This window comes from Nocardia brevicatena NBRC 12119, from assembly GCF_000308495.1.
In the GTDB taxonomy this organism is placed as follows: domain Bacteria; phylum Actinomycetota; class Actinomycetes; order Mycobacteriales; family Mycobacteriaceae; genus Nocardia; species Nocardia brevicatena.
The window spans coordinates 13,681-29,190 of record NZ_BAFU01000057.1 but is presented as its reverse complement, the minus strand read 5'-3'; the positions used below and the strand labels follow the sequence as shown (position 1 = coordinate 29,190).

The 15,510-nt window shown below is 67.1% G+C and carries 9 protein-coding genes; 4 read left to right on the top strand and 5 right to left on the bottom strand.

What is annotated here, in order from left to right; genetic code table 11:
* Positions 1 to 2: 2 nt before the first annotated feature.
* Positions 3 to 6,668, bottom strand: a complete 6,666-nt coding sequence (locus ON20_RS14100; RefSeq protein WP_051162446.1) for a type I polyketide synthase — start codon at positions 6,666 to 6,668, stop codon at positions 3 to 5.
* 130 nt (positions 6,669 to 6,798) lie between these two features.
* Between ON20_RS14100 and ON20_RS14095 the strand changes: the two genes are divergently transcribed.
* Genes ON20_RS14095 through ON20_RS14085 form a run of 3 tightly spaced genes read left to right on the top strand, consistent with a single transcriptional unit; the run spans position 6,799 to position 10,287 of the window.
* Positions 6,799 to 7,899, top strand: a complete 1,101-nt coding sequence (locus ON20_RS14095) for an AMP-binding protein (RefSeq protein WP_040835945.1) — start codon at positions 6,799 to 6,801, stop codon at positions 7,897 to 7,899.
* Positions 7,899 to 9,269: an aldehyde dehydrogenase family protein gene (locus ON20_RS14090; protein ID WP_040835943.1), complete on the top strand. Its 1,371-nt coding sequence runs from the start codon at positions 7,899 to 7,901 to the stop codon at positions 9,267 to 9,269. The genes ON20_RS14095 and ON20_RS14090 overlap by 1 nt, the downstream gene beginning before the upstream one ends.
* Before the next feature lie 31 nt (positions 9,270 to 9,300).
* Positions 9,301 to 10,287: an aldo/keto reductase gene (locus ON20_RS14085; protein ID WP_040835941.1), complete on the top strand. Its 987-nt coding sequence runs from the start codon at positions 9,301 to 9,303 to the stop codon at positions 10,285 to 10,287.
* Between the two features lie 39 nt (positions 10,288 to 10,326).
* Here ON20_RS14085 and ON20_RS14080 read toward each other — a convergent pair whose 3' ends face one another.
* Entirely contained in the window at positions 10,327 to 11,529 is a 1,203-nt protein-coding gene (locus ON20_RS14080; RefSeq protein WP_040835939.1) for a cytochrome P450, read from the bottom strand.
* 2 nt (positions 11,530 to 11,531) lie between these two features.
* Positions 11,532 to 12,635 carry an SDR family oxidoreductase gene (locus tag ON20_RS14075; protein ID WP_040835937.1) on the bottom strand — a complete coding sequence of 368 codons (1,104 nt, stop codon included), beginning with the start codon at positions 12,633 to 12,635 and terminating at the stop codon, positions 11,532 to 11,534.
* Positions 12,636 to 13,138: 503 nt separating this feature from the next.
* Here ON20_RS14075 and ON20_RS14065 point away from each other — a divergent pair.
* Positions 13,139 to 13,345: a hypothetical protein gene (locus ON20_RS14065; protein ID WP_157228843.1), complete on the top strand. Its 207-nt coding sequence runs from the start codon at positions 13,139 to 13,141 to the stop codon at positions 13,343 to 13,345.
* Here ON20_RS14065 and ON20_RS14060 read toward each other — a convergent pair.
* Both ON20_RS14060 and ON20_RS14055 read right to left on the bottom strand, forming a co-directional pair.
* The gene (locus ON20_RS14060) at positions 13,333 to 14,427 is read right to left on the bottom strand and encodes an NAD(P)/FAD-dependent oxidoreductase (protein ID WP_040835932.1); all 1,095 of its coding nucleotides are present in this window, start codon (positions 14,425 to 14,427) and stop codon (positions 13,333 to 13,335) included. The two genes, ON20_RS14065 and ON20_RS14060, sit on opposite strands and share 13 nt — an antisense overlap.
* A complete protein-coding gene (locus ON20_RS14055) occupies positions 14,420 to 15,364 on the bottom strand; it encodes a cucumopine synthase-related protein (protein WP_040835931.1) in 945 nt (314 codons plus the stop codon). The genes ON20_RS14060 and ON20_RS14055 overlap by 8 nt, the downstream gene beginning before the upstream one ends.
* Positions 15,365 to 15,510 lie beyond the last annotated feature (146 nt).

Here is a 15,510-nt window from a genome sequence, read left to right as displayed (position 1 = left end):
GGTCACCGGCCGGCCGACTGCGGGGGATCGGCAGCCGGGCTTCGCAGGAGTTCCTTGCTCACTCGGCGTGCGAGGGCGGTGGGATCGGGATTGTCGAAGAGTGCGTCGGTACGCAGATGCAGGCCGGTCAGCCGATTCAGCCGGTTACGGAGCTCCACGGTGGTGAGTGAGTCGAATCCGAGGTCTCGGAAAGTCTCGTCCGCGGCGATCGAGTGACCGGCGGGGTAGCCGAGGACGTCGGCTGCCTGCGTGAGAACCAGTTCGAGTACGAGACGGTCCCGCTCCGGTTCGGTGGCTCCGACGAGCTTGTCGGTCCACGAGCCTTTGCCGCGTCGGGCCGGTTCGGCGGTGGCGCCGGTCCTGCTTTCGCGTCCGGGAACGAGGTCGCGGAGTATCGGCGGCTGTTCGGCTCGGGAAGCGCGCAGGGCCGGCAGGTCCCACCGTGTCGCGATCGTCATCGCTCTGGTGCTGCGGCGGGCCGCGTCGAATATCTCGACACCATCGGAGGTGGACAGCGGGATCATTCCGCCACGGGTGACGCGTCGGTGGCCGATCGGGTCCAGTCCGCGGCTGATCGGCGACGGTGCAGCCCACAGGCCCCACGCGACCGCGCAGGCGGGCAGCCCCGCGACCCGGCGGTGGTAGGCCAGGGCGTCCAGGAATGTGTTGGCCGCGGCGTAATTCGCCTGGCCGGCATTGCCGAAGACGCCTGCGGCCGAGGAGAACAGCACGAACTCGGCCAGATCCAGATCGCGGGTCAGTTCGTGCAGGTGAACAGCGGCGTCCAGTTTCGGACGCAGGACGCTGTCCAGTCGGTCGGTGTCGAGAGATTCGAGGGTACCGTCGGCCACGACGCCTGCCGCGTGCACGACAGATCCCAAGGAGGGAATCGAGGCCAGCAGTGCGGCTACCTCGTCACGCACCGAGACGTCGCAGGACACGATGCGAACATCGGCTCCCCGCGCGGCCAGTTCGGTCGTGAGTTCCGAGGCCGACTCGGCTGTCGGTGCATTGCGGCCGGCCAGCACCAGACGCCGCGCACCGTGTCGGGTTACCAGGTGTCGTGCGATCTGGGCGCCGAGAGTGCCGGTGCCCCCGGTGATGAGCACAGGGCGTTCCGGGTCCGGCCGGACCGGCACGGTGAGTACGACTTTGCCGGTGTGTCGCGCGTTGCTGACGTAGCGGAGTGCGTCTCCGGCCTGCCGGATGTCCCAGGCGCGGACCGGCAGCGGGCCGATGGCCCCGTCATCGATCAGTGTTTGCAGCGCCCGGAACAGGTCGGCGACTCGGTCGAGCTCGAGATCGGCGAGGTCGAACGGCCGGTAGGTGACACCGGGATGCTCGCCGGTGACGGTGTCGGGGTCACGGAGGTCGGTCTTGCCCATTTCCAGGAATCGTCCGCCACGTGGCAGCAGGCGCAGCGAGGCATCGGTGAACTCCCTGGACAAGGCGTTGAGCACCACGTCGACTCCGCGTTCGTCCGTTGCCTGCCGGATGAGTTCTTCGAAGTCGAGCGTGCGCGAGGACGCGATATGCCGATCGTCGAGGCCCTGGCGGCGCAGGGCCTCCCATTTGCCGGGGCTCGCGGTGGCGAACGCTTCGGCTCCGAGATGACGGGCCAACCGCACGGCCGCCATGCCGACACCTCCTGCGGCCGAATGGATCAGGATCGACTCGCCCGGTATGAGATGTGCCAGATCGACGAGGGCGTGATATGCGGTGAGGAACGCGATGGGGAATCCGGCCGCCTGTGCGAACGACCAACCGGTCGGGATGTGGACCAGGCAGCGGTGATCGGCCTCGGTCTCGGTCGCGAAGGCGTCGTCGAACACGCCCATCACCCGGTCGCCGACGGCGAAGGCGGTGACGTCCGGGCCCACCTCGGTCACCACTCCGGCAGCCTCCCGCCCCATGCTCGATACGCCTGGATAGATGTCCAAGGCGACCAGCGCATCGCGGAAGTTGATGCCCGCTGCGCGCACGGCGATTCGCACGTGCCCCGGCGGCAGCGGTGCGAGAGGGCGGGATACGAGAGTCAGCCGGTCGAGGTCGCCCGGCTCCTCGAGGTGCAGGTGCCACGATGAGCTGTCGGTGGGTGGCTCGAGTTCCGCGGTCTCGGTGTTCGCGCGCGCCAGCCGCGGCACGTATAGGGTGCCGGACCGCGCCGCCGACTGCGTCTGTCCGGACGCGAGCGCCGCACTCAGCGCCGCCGGCAGGCCGGCGCCCTGGTCCACGTCCAGCAACAGGATCCGGTCGGGGTTCTCGGTCTGTGCGACACGGACCAGCCCCCAGATCGGTGCGCGGGCGAGATCCGCGATGTGATCGCCCGCGGTGACCACTACCGCTTCGCGGGTTACCACCGCCAGGCGCGAGTCGGCGAAACTCTCATGGGCGAGCCAGGAGCGAAGCAGATCCAGGACGCGGGCGGTCTCGGCGTGTCCCGCCTGGATCACGCTTGCGTCGTGCTCGTCCGGGCCGGCGCAGGGGACCAGCACCACCTCTGGTGCCGGTGCGCCTGCGCCCACTGCGAGGGCGAGTGTGTTCCAGTCGGGCACGGTCAGGACCGAGTGCCCGCTCGTTGCGAGAGCGGCGGTCACGCCGATCCGGTCGATGCCCAGCACCGCGATACTGCGTTTCGCGGAATGCAGTGATGCGTCCGGTTCCGGGGCAGGGACCCAGTCGAGCCGGAACAGGGCCTCCGCCGTGGACTGCGCGGCCAAGAGTCGGTGCTGCACACCGGCGCCGACCCCCGGAGGCGGGAACAACGCGGCCTCGGACACCCGCACGGGCCGCAACACGAGCGAGGCGACGTCGATGACCGGCCGGCCGGTCTCGTCGGTCACGTTGAGCGACAACCTCATCGAATCGCTCGCATCGGGGCCATCGACCCGGATCCGGGCCCGAAGCGTGCCGGGCCGCAGGGCGCACCGGGTGACGCCACTCCACGAGAACGGCAGCCACAATCCCGTCGGTGCCGCGAATTGCGTGGCGTGCATAAGTGTGTCGAGGGTGGCATGCATAAGTGTGTCGAGGAGAGCGGGATGGACGCCGAACCCACCGACGGACACCCCCTCGGGCAGACTTGCTTCCACGTATACGTCGGCACCCGAGCGCCAAGCGGCTCGCAGACCACGGAACGCGGGGCCGTAGACCATTCCCCGCACGGCGAGCTGCCGATACAGGTCGTCCACGGGTAGTGGGGTCGCGTCGGGCGGGAGCCACTGCACATCGCCGGCCGGTGGCTCGGCGTCGGAACGCAGGACTCCGGTCGCATGCCGAGTCCACGGTTCGGGCTCGCCGGCATCCACCCCTGTTTCCGGCCGGGCGTAGATGGTCAACGGCCGGCCACCGTCGTGACCCGGCGCACCGACCTCGACCTGGAGCCGAATATCGGTGTCGTCGGGCAGCAGCAGCGGTTCCTGCAGAATCAGCTCGTCGAGCCGATCGCAGCCGAGGTGGCCACCGGCATACAACGCCAACTCCATCAGAGCTGTTCCCGGGAGTACCGGATTGCCGCGGATGGTGTGGTCGTCGAGCCATGAGGCGCTGCGGCGGGAAAGCCGGCCGTCGAAGACATGCCCTGCGGTGCCGGCGAGCTCGACGGGTGCGGAAAGCCACGGGTGGTCATCGCCACCGGCCCGGGTGATGGCCCCGCTTGCGGGCCAGTAGCGTTGCCGTTGGAAAGCATAAGTCGGCAGGTCGACCTTTTTCGGTCGAAGTGCGGCGAAGAGAGTGTCCCAGTGCAGGGGCACGCCGTGGACGTGGGCTCTGGCCAGAGTTGTCGCCGCGGTGCGGGCCTCGGGCCGACCGGGACGCAGGACCGGGCCGAGTTGCCGGGCGTCGGGCAGACAATCGCGGGCCAGTGCGGTGAGCACTCCGTCCGGGCCGATCTCCAGGTACCCGGTGACGCCGTCGGTGTCCATCCGGAGCAGTGCGTCGTGGCAGCGTACCGTGTCCCGGGCCTGCCGGACCCAGTACTCAGGGGAGCAGGCCTGTGCCGCCGTGAGGGGAGCGCCGGTGACACCCGAGATGATCGGGATCTGTGGTGCGGTGAATGTGACACTCTCGGCCACCTGTCGAAACCGTTCGAGCATGCCGTCCATGTGCGGTGAGTGGAAGGCATGGCCGACCCGCAGGAGCCGGGTTCGGCGCCCCGACGACTCCCAATAGGCGGCCTGGTCGGCTATGGCTGTGGCATCGCCCGAGAGTACGACGGACTGTGGCCCGTTGACCGCCGCGATGGCCAGGTCGAGGTGGTGCCCGGCCAGTGCCTCGGCGGCTTCGCGTTCACCGGCCGCAACCGCCAGCATCGCTCCGCCGGGGGGCATTTCCTGCATCAGCCGGCCTCGCGCGGCGACCAGGGTGCACGCATCCGTCAACGACAACACGCCCGCGACATGTGCGGCGACGAGTTCGCCGACCGAGTGGCCGAACAGCACGCCCGGTCGTACTCCGGCCACCTCCAGGAGGCGCACGAGTGCCAGTTCACATGCGAACAGCGCCGGTTGGGTGAACTCGGTCCGATCGAGGAGTTCGGCGTCCGCGGACCCCGGTTCGGCGAAGATGACCTCCAACAGCGGCCGGTCCAGCAGCGGGTCCAGATGGGCGCAGGCCGTGTCCAGCGCGTCCGCGAATACGGGGGAGTGGTCGTACAGTTCGCGGCCCATGCCCACACGCTGGGCCCCTTGGCCGGCGAACATGAACGCGATCTCGGGGTACGGTGTCGCCGTTCCCTGAACCACACCCGGCTGCTCGTTACCTGCCGCGATCGCTTCGAGGCCATCGAGGTAACCGTCCCGGTCGTCTGCGAGCACGACGGCGCGGTGCGAGAACGCGGTGCGGGTAGTGGCCAGTGCATACGCGATATCGACCACCGGGAGATCCGGATGGGAGCGTAGGTGGTCGGCAAGTCGGGCTGCCTGTGCGCGCAGTGCGGGACCGCCGCGGCCGGATACCACCCAAGGCACGGTTCCGGGCTCGGGCGCCGGACTCGGTTCGGCGCGGACCGGGCCGTCGGGCGTGGATTCCTCTTCCAGGATCACATGTGCATTCGTCCCACTGATTCCGAACGAGGACACCCCGGCGCGGCGGGGGCGTTCGATGCGTGGCCACGGCCGTGACTCGGTCAGCAGCGATACCCCACCGGCCGACCAGTCCAACTCCGCCGGTCGGTCGATGTGCAGTGTGCTGGGCAGCACGCTGTGGCGCATGGCCTGCACGGCCTTGATGACACCGGCGATCCCGGCAGCGGCCAGGGTGTGGGTGAGGTTCGATTTCACCGAGCCCAGCCACAGCGGCCGCTCGGGCGGCCGCGCATGACCGTAGGTCGCCATCAGCGCCCGCGCTTCGATCGGGTCGCCCAGTGGGGTACCGGTGCCGTGGGCCTCGACCATGTCGACATCGTGCGGCCCCAGGCCGGCGTCGGCCAGTGCCTGCCGAATCACCCGGCGCTGCGCGGGGCCGTGCGGTGCGGTCAGGCCATTGCTGCGACCGTCCTGGTTGATCGCCGATCCGCGGATAACCGCGAGCACCCGATGGCCGTTCCTGCGGGCATCTGCCAGTCGTTCCACCAGCAGTACCGCTACCCCTTCGCCCCAGGCGGTCCCGTCGGCCGTTGCGGCGAACGCCTTGCACCGGGCGTCGGGCGCCAGGCCACGTTGTTTGCTGAACTGTACGAAGGGCTTCGGAGTGCAGATCACCGACACGCCGCCCGCCACGGCCAACGAACAGTCACCCGCGCGCAGCGCCTGACCCGCCAGGTGCAGTGCCACCAGGGACGACGAGCAGGCGGTGTCCACCGTCAACGCGGGTCCCTCGAATCCGAGGGCATACGCCACACGCCCCGAGGTGACCGCGAACGAGTCGGCGGCGCCCAGGTACGCGCCGTCCTGGCCGGGCTCATGCGACAGACTCTCGTACCCGTGGGTGGTCATACCGAGGTATACGCCGGTCTGCGTCGCACGCAGACCGGTCGGATCGATCCGGGCGTGTTCGATCGCTTCCCATGTCGTTTCCAGCACCAGGCGCTGCTGTGGGTCCATCGCCAGTGCCTCGCGGGGCGAGATGCCGAAGAACGCCGCGTCGAACCGGTCGGCATCGGCAAGGAACCCGCCGTGGCGCACGTAGGAGGTGCCCGGGCGATCCGGGTCCGGGTCGAAGAGGCTGTCCAGGTCCCAGCCTCGGTTTCCGGGAAACGGGGACAAGGCCGAACGCTCTTCGGCGACCAGGCGCCACAAATCGTCGGCGGATGCCACCCCGCCGGGCAGGCGGCAACTCATTCCGATGATGGCGAGCGGCTCGTCGGACATGACGCGATCCGGCGCGGCCGCGGTCGGTCGCGTGGAACGCGTGGCGGGGGCCAGGATGCTCCGGAGGTATTCGGCGAGTGCCCGCGGGGTCGGGTACTCGAAGACGACGCTCGCTTCGATGGGCACGTCGAGCGCGTCGGACAGGAGGTTGGCCAGCTGTACGCCGGCGATCGATCCGAGACCCGAGTCCCAGAACGCCCGGTCGATCGCGATGGCGTCGGCCGAGAGGTTTCCGTGCGCTCGGGCGGCTGCTTCGCGAACGAGTTCGGCGAGGTACCGCTCATCGTCGGCGACACCGAACCCACTGTCTCCCAGATGCCCACGGTCCGGAGCAACGATTGACTCTTCGCTAGAGTTCACAGCACACTTCCTTTGTGGGCCTGTACATTACCGGTGGGTCGGCATTCGCCGGAAAGCGCTCGCATCGAGCGTCGAGGCATCATCGTATCCCGCACCGAGGCGAAAACACTTGGGATCGAAAGGAAACCGTATGCGAGGCTTCCCGGACTCAGTTCTGGAACCGCCCATCGGCGAAACGCCCGACACCGAGGATTTTCTGGCTGCGGCCATGCGCTGGCATTTCTCCTCGGACACCGGTTCGGACTTCTGGCTCGACCGCGCCGCGACGCTCGATTTCGATCCGGTACACGATATCCGGTCCTTCGCCGATCTCCGGCGGTTTCCCAACGTTGTCGACGAACTACGCACGGTGCCGGTCCAGGACCTGATTCCGCGCGGGTACGGCCGCAACGCACCGGTGTTCGGTGTCTACGAAAGCGGCGGTACGACGGGCAGTCCCAAACGCCTGGTCTTCCTGGCCGACTGGATGGACCGTGTGGTCGACTGGGCGATGCGGGACATGGACGCCCGCGGTCACCCGTACGGCGTCAACTGGCTGACTCTGGTTCCGAGCGGGCCGCAACTGTTCGGCGACTGGACCGCCGAGCTGGTCCGGCGCCGGGGAGGTGTCCGCTTCTGTATCAATATGGATCCTCGCTGGGTGAAGAGGATGATCGGTGCGGGCGAGTCCACCGTCACCGACCGCTACGTCGACCATCTCGTAGCGCAGAGCGCGCACATCCTGCGCAGCCAGGACGTCGGAGTGCTGGTGTGCACTCCGCCCTTGCTGGAGCGGCTGTGCCGGGACGACGAGCTGGTCGAGCTGATCAACGCCAAGGTCCGGCTGATCGTGTGGGGGGGTGCGCGAATGGATCCGGATACCCGCCGGTTCCTGCGCACCGAGGTGTTCCCGGGTATCGAGCTGTACGGCTACTACGGCAACGTCACGATGCTGGGCACGACGATCGAGCGCCCCGGTCTGTCCGATGACGGTCGGTGCGTCTACGACACCTTCTCTCCGCACATCACCCTCGAGGTCGTCGATCCGGAGACCCGGCTACCCGTCGCGTACGGCGAGCGCGGTCAGGTGATCGTGCACCACGTCAGCCGAGCAATGTTGCTGCCCAACAATTCCGAGCGCGATCTCGCCGTCCGGGTCGAGCCGCCGTCGGGGCGGCTCGGTGACTCGGTCGCGGACATCACATCGATGACTGCCTTCGCCGGCACAACGGTCATCGAAGGCGTGTATTGATGCCGGACCCTGTGCAGCTCGACGTGCTCGGCCCGCGCGGCGCGTTCCGTGCCGTAACCCGTCGACGCGTCGACGACGTCACCGGGAGTTCGGTTGCCGAGCTGAGCCTGGCGCCGCAGGTGTTCGTGAGTCGCGCACTGTCCGCTCTGCGACAAGCGTCGGTGCCGCCGGCGGAGGAGTGCATCGCCATGCTGGCGCGGGCGGGGCACCTCTTCGCGACAAGTACGCTGTGCGGGTTGTCGCCTGCCGACTATCAGTGGCTGACCTGCCGGGTCAGCGGTGTGCCGATCGCCGCGGTGCGCCGCGCGACGCATTGGATACAGAGCTGCGCGGAACATGTCGAACGTGCGGTGACGGATGCCTGTCCGCGAGCGTTGGCGGACAATGGCGCTCGCACCGGTTCCGAACTCGGAATCCGCCGCGTCACCTGCGTTCGGCGCGGTGACGTGCTCGCCGTCAGCGCGGCGGCTAATCACCCCGCCGTGCAATCACAGTGGCTGGAGGCGGTGGCGCTCGGATACCGCGTCGCGGTGCGCCCCTCCTGGCAGGAACCGTTCACCCCGCACCGACTGGTTGCCGCGCTGCGCACAGCCGGCTTCGGGGCGGATCAGGTGAACTTGCTGCCGACCGACTCGGAGGGCGTGGATGCGCTGATCCACGGCGCGGACCTGGCGGTGGTGTACGGAGCGGATCTGGCCGGTCGGTACGCGACCGACCGTACTGTTGCCACGCACGGCGCCGGGAGGTCGAAGGTCCTGCTCGCCGGCGACGACTGGCGTGATCATCTGGACATGGTCGTGCACTCGGTGGCCCATGACGGTGGCACCGCCTGCGTGAATGCGACAACCGTGTTGGTCGACGGGGATCCGGGGCCGTTCGCCGAGGCCCTGGCCGCGCGGCTGGCCGAGTTGCCGAGCCTGCCGCCGCAGGACGACCGGGCAGTACTTCCCGTGCGCTCACTGGCGAGCGCACAGGTGATCGAGCAGTACCTGCTGCGTCATGCGCAGGGCGCTCGGATATGGCTGGGTAGCGACGGAGTCGTGGACGAGCTGGGCGACGGCAGCGCTGTGCTGCGGCCGGCGGTGCTGCAAGTGGACCGGGCAGGGGCTGCGGAAATAGGTGTCGAACTGCCCTTCCCCTGCGTATGGGTCGCCCCGTGGTCTCGGAGCGACGGGGCGGGACCGCTGCGGGACACGCTCGTGCTGACGGTGGTGACCGACGACGAAGAACTGATCGACCGACTGGTCGCCGAGCCGTCGATCGGCAATGTACATATCGGCAGCCACCCGACATGCGCTATGGAGGCGGGTATTCCACCGGACGGATATCTGGCGGATTTCCTGATGCGCGGCAAAGTGGTGTTGCGATGACAATGTGGGCGAGACGCGGAGGAGGTCTTCGGTGCAAACACGCCGAGTCGGCGGTCTGACCGTGGGAGCCCAGGGTCTCGGGTGTGCCGGGATGAGCGAATTCTACGGGCCGACAGATGATGCCGAGTCGGCCGCCACCATCCATCGGGCTCTGGACCTGGGTGTCACCCTCTTCGACACAGCCGATATCTACGGCCGGGGCGGGAACGAGAAGCTGATCGGGCGCGTGCTCGCCAAGCGTCGTGACGAGGCGGTGATCGCCACCAAGTTCGGCCTGGTCCGTGCCGCGGACGGATACACCAGGACCGTGTGTGGCGATGCCCGTTATGTGCGACGCGCGTGCGAGGATTCGCTGCGACGTCTCGGCGTGGACCATATCGATCTGTACTACCAGCATCGCGTCGATCCGGCGGTTCCGATCGAGGAAACCGTCGCGGCGATGGCCGACCTGGTCGCCGCGGGCAAGGTTCGGGAGCTGGGGCTTTCCGAAGCCGGTGTCGCGACGATCCGGCGGGCGCACGCCGTACATCCGCTCGCGGCCGTCCAATGCGAATGGTCGCTATGGACCCGCGACCTGGAACAGGACGGCGTTCTGAGAACGTGCCGGGAACTCGGCGTGACCCTGGTGGCGGCCTCTCCTCTCGGTCGGGGCTTTTTGACCGGAAGATTCACCGCAGCAGCGGATTTCGAACCACGGGACTTCCGCAGGGTCACACAGCCGCGGTTCGCCGATGGGAACCTGGAACGCAACCTGCCCATTGTGGCCCGGCTGCAGGCGCTCGCGCACCACCACGGTGTGACAGCGGCACAGCTGGCGTTGGCCTGGGTACATCACCGTGGTGTGGATGTAGTAGCGATCCCCGGTACCAAGCGCCGAAAGTTTCTGGAGGAGAACGTGTTCGCGGCCGATCTCGACCTGTCCGAATCCGAACTCGGTGACCTCTCGGCCGCGGTTCCGGTGACTGCCGTTGCCGGAGAACGCTGTGACCCCGCAATGGCCCGGCAATTGGGCCTGTGACGGTCGCCCACCGGTGGTCCGCGGCCGGGTCGCCGCGGATCAAACGAAGGTCACCGGCAGCGATTCGAGCGAGCGAACAGACAGGTTCGTCCGCCATCGAATCGGCTCACCGGTGAGCCGGACGGTGGGTGCGACGCGACACAACTCGTCGAGCACGATCTCTGCTTCGGCCTGTGCCAGCGTCGAGCCGGGGCAGGTGTGCACCGAGTAGCCGAACGCGAGGTGTCGGTCGCTACCGCGCCAGATGTCGAACCGATCCGGGTTCGGGAAGACCGCGGGGTCGCGATTGGCCGCGCCCGCATGGAAGTACACGAGGCTACCCTTTTCGATCCGTATGCCGCGCAGGGTGATCTCGGCGGCTGTCAGGCGCGAGATTCGTTGTACGGGACTTTCGTAACGGAGCGCTTCCTTCACGGCGCCGCGGATCAGCTCGCGATCCCGGCGCACCGCGGCGAGCTGTTCCGGGTGCCGGAGCAGCAGCAGGATCCCGTTGCCGATCAGATTGCTCGTGGTCTCGAATCCGGCAAAGACCATCATCAGGCAGACCGCGACGATATCGTCATCGCTCAGCGCCGGATCGCCCGCCAGGGTGCTCAGCAGATCTTGCCGCGGCTTCTCGCGCCGGGCGTGCACCATCGGACGTAGCAGGTCGCTTGTCCGTAGGACGGCTTCCATCGCGGCCTCTGCGCGGGACAGATAGGCCTGTGGATCCGCACCGAAGAAGTCGACGATGTCCACAGCGCAGCGCTTCAGCAATCCCACCGCGTCATCGGGGACGCCGAGGATCCGCGATGTCACGTACAGCGGCAGCGGCAAGGCCAGCTCCGCTATTATGTCCATGCCGCCGCGTTCGACCCCCTCGCACAGCATCGACCGGGCCGTATCACGGATCAGTTGACGGAAGCCCGCCACGGTCGCCGGTGTCATCGTTCGCGTGATCGGCATCCGCAATCGAGCGTGCTCCCCGTGATCGAGCATCAATGGCCATCGGCTCAACACCTCATACAGCGGAACGAACCGGTCTCGTTCGCCTTCGGGAAACTGGGCCAGGCGCGGGCTGATTCGGTCGGCGGAGATCACCGGGTCGGCCAGCCCGCAGCGGACGTCCGCATAGCTGGTGACGACCCAGGCCTGCAGTTGTTCGCTGAAGGTCACCGGCCGATCGTTCCGCAGCCGACCCAGGACAGGATAGGGATCGTTTCTCGCTCCAGCGGTGAGCAAATCGTATGCGGCGTTTGACATATTCAGCTCCTATCTCCGAGGCCGGGGGCCCGCGGAGCTACCGGGGCGGTACCGATACCTGCCGACAGATAGTCGAGGTCGATGCGGACCGGTGAGGCGGGTGGACCGAGTAGTGACACTGTCCGGGTGTCGTCGTACCTGCGGCGATGACTCAACATCGCTGCGGTGGGCGACCTGTCGAGGAATGTTTCCAGTGCGGTTCGTTCGGCAGGTGCTGCGGATTCCATTGTCATCTGCAACGGAGCCAGAGTTTCCATGAGGTCCATCAGCACTCGCACCGAAACGTCGTGTCCGTGCACGACGTGGTACGTCGCCACCCGACGGGGGTGCTCTGCTTCGGTTAGCCGGGCCAGGGTCTGCGCGGCGCGTTCCACCGGGAGGAAGTTCAGGTGCCCTTGCGGATGCCCGACCACGCGCACCGCAGTCCGCGATGTCCCGCACAGGCGGGTGGCGGCATCCCGGATGATCTGTCCGAGGGACAACAAGGTATGCGGTGGCAGATCCGCATGCGGCGGGCGGTCGGTCACCAAGATACTGGGGCGCGCCACGACCACAGCCCGGTCGTGCCGACGGGACCAATCCCGTACCAGCGTTTCCGCCTCGAATTTGGACTTCTCGTAGGCGTTCTCGAAACCTGCCGAACCGTTCAGTTCCGACTCGTACACCACCCCCTCGCGACGGGCTCCTGCCACGAAAGCGGTACTGACATGACACAGCAGCGGTCTGCGTTGCCCTGCCGATACCAGCTCGAGTATGTGGCGGGTTCCGTCCACGTTGATCGGCCGCAGCGATTCCAGGTCGTCGTGTAGTTCGGTGCTGGCGGCACTGTGCCAGACGACGTCCACTTCGTCGGCCAGTCGCTGGAAGGCGGTGTGGGACAGCCCGAGCATCGGCAACGACACATCCGATTCGACGATGCGGATTCGCCGGGGCAGTGCATCCAGCAGCCGAGGCGGCTCGCCCACGAGTTCGAGAAACCTCGCGATACGATCCAGCGCCCCCGGATCACGGACCAGAGCGACGAGATCGTGATTGCGAACGAGTAACTCACGAACGAGGTGAAGACCGAGAAAACCGGTCGCACCAGTAACTGCAACAGAAGACATACGAACCTTCGCTGACCGCCGGGCGAAACCCAGACTACCGGTTGTTCATTGCGGTCTCGGCCGGATCGATGCGAAAACTACCACCCCATGCCGGTCCGAGAAGACTCGGCCCTGTGCCGGACCGCTGTCTCGGTCGTCCCGGTTCGGCGATCGCCTCCGTGCTCAGCGAGTGTTTCGGCTCGTCACGGCCATCCACCCGCCACGTCGTGCGAGCACCGTTGCGGTCTCGGTGGTGGGGATGCTGTTCGACAGGTGCCGTGGATATTGTCGACTTCGCGCGTTGTCGCGGAATTCGGTTCCGGCTCCGCACTTCTCGTCGAATCCGACTTGCCGGCCGCGGCCCGTGTACCGGCACGGCGGGCCGGAATCGTCGCCGGCGGTGATTCCCGTGTTCGGTGCGGCGCCGCCGTGGCTCTGTGGAACCTCGACATGTTCGTCGACCTGCTGCCGCGATTCGGGGCCGTGCTGGACGAATGCCTCGATGATGTGCGGGTCTGCCTGCTGTGCGGCGACTGGTGCTGCTGTATGCACTGCGAAAGCCGTTCCAGCCGCACGTTTTCCGTATCGGATGGGATCCGGAGACGCTCGGCGCCGACCGACCGCCGTATCGGGATGCGCTGCCCATGGCGCTGTGGGTGTTCCTCGACACGGTGCACGCGGGGTTCACCGACCTCGACCACGACAGTTACGCGTCACATCACGCGACCTGAGTGAAACGTGTCGCCGAAAAACGTCTCAGGTCTACCGACGATTCGGATTCGAGGTAGAGATCGCGGACGATCTCGCCGGCGCACGGCGCTTGGCTCAAGCCGTGACCGGAGAACCCGGTCGCGTAGATGAGCCGCGTCGGCCCCGGGTGCACGCCGAGAAAAGGTGCCATATCCGGTGCGAGTTCTTCGACTCCGAACCATGCCGAGTTCAAACCGACCCCGGACAACGGCGGGCAGATAGTGGCGAGTGCGGTGGCCAGCCGCTGCATCCAGGCATCACGGGATTCACCGCCCTGCGGAATATGCATACCGACCATCAGCCGGTTGCCTATTCCCCGCATGCGGAGTCCGCCGGTCGCGTCCAGAGTCATCGCGACCGACGGCGGCTCCGGCAATGGGTCGGTGAAGAGCAGTTCCTCCGGCTGCGGTGTGATCGGCAGGCCGAGTCCCGCGCCGGCCGCCAGTTCTCGCGACCAGTAGCCGGCGGCGAGGACTATCGCATCGGCCGTGATGGGACCGCTGTCGGTATCGACTCGCCCTGTTTCCGGATCGATCCGGATGACCGGGGTACGTGTGCGGATATCGGCGCCCATTTTCTGGGCCGCGAGGGCGTACCCGTGTACGGCATCGCTCGCATTGCATGTCACGGCGTCCGGTGACCAGGCGGCTGCGAGTATCCGTTCGCCGTCCAACAGGGGGTTGCGCTCGACAGCCTGCTCCGGCGTGAGTAGCCGCAAGTCCACACCGAGCATTCTGTGGCTGTCGGCCTCCGCATGGAAGTCGGCCACCTGGTGTTTTTCGGTGAGCGGGAAGAGGAACCCGGCTTCGCTGACCTCGGCGTCACCACCGGTGCGTTCGGCGAAACCGCGGTAGGCCTGCACGCTGCGTATGGCCAGTGCTGTTTTGTGAGGTTCGCCTGGGAAGTAGGCACGGGCGATGCCTGCTGCCGAACCCGAGGTGCCCGAAGCCAGTTCACCTCGTTCCACGAGAGTGACCTGCACACCGGCCTCGGCCAGGTGGAAGGCGGCCGATGTCCCGATGATACCGCCGCCGACGATGACGACTTCGCTGTGTTCAGCCATGGCGCGTTCCTGTCTCTTGCCGGAGGTGGTGCCCGACATCCCAGGGGAAAAGCTGTAGGTTCCAGCCGCCCAGGCAGTTCACGTACATCGCCATATGGGACATGAGCGCTTGAAAGTCGCTGCGCGACAGTGGCTGATCGAGCACATCGAGCAACCGTTGGGTGAAGCTCCACAGCCGCTCCAACCCGCAGTAGCCGAGGAACTCGGCGGGCACCGGCACCAGTAAGCGGGCGAACTGGTGGAGCTGCTCGGCGGGGACGTCGCCATTGGCGGCGGCACGTACCAAGGCGCCGTAGCCGGCGTAGCCCAGCGGCCGGGTTTCCCCGTTGACGAACAGCAGGGTGGTCAGGACCGTGTCGAAACTGCCCGCCCCCGACGCTATCCGTCCATCGTGCAGGTCGACGAGTTCGGCCGGCGGCGTCAGCCAATCGTGTTCTGTGGCAGCGAAGATGTCGGTGATCAACCTATCCACCCGTGGGTCGGCGGCGTGCAGCCGGGGAATTCTGTGCCCGCCCGGTTCCCCGGCCCGGCGCACTTCTACGGTGATGGCTTTCTTGGTGTGATAGGTCGCTTCCCAGACCGCGCGGCCCACCTGGGACAACAGCGGGAGGTCCGCTTCGTGAACTCGGCCGATCGGGGAAGCCGCCATTGGTTCGGTCAGCGACCCGTACTTGATGCCCAGATGTTGCAGCGCCGAACCGAACACCGTGCCGTTGGGCGCGGTCCGTCGATCGATGCACTCGGTGCCTGGGGTGTGCACCAGTTCGTGTACGGGTGCGAGGTGATAGAGATGATGTCCGGCCACCAGGGCGTGTCCCTGCAGACTCTGGTATGGCAATGCCTGCCAGATCGCCTCGGCAAGCTGTGGGTTACGTCCATCGAGTTCGGCGGTGACACTCAGCCCGAGGGGCTCCCAACTCAACGTGATTCGGCGCATCTATCCCACCGTTCCTCGAAAATTTCCGTCCGGCAGGAGTCTAGGAGACAAGCATCCGTCCCTGGACGGCGAATATCCTCCATATTGGGAAACGCTGCTTATCACCGCAGTCGGTGCGGTCCGCGAAACTTCGATGCCGATTTGCC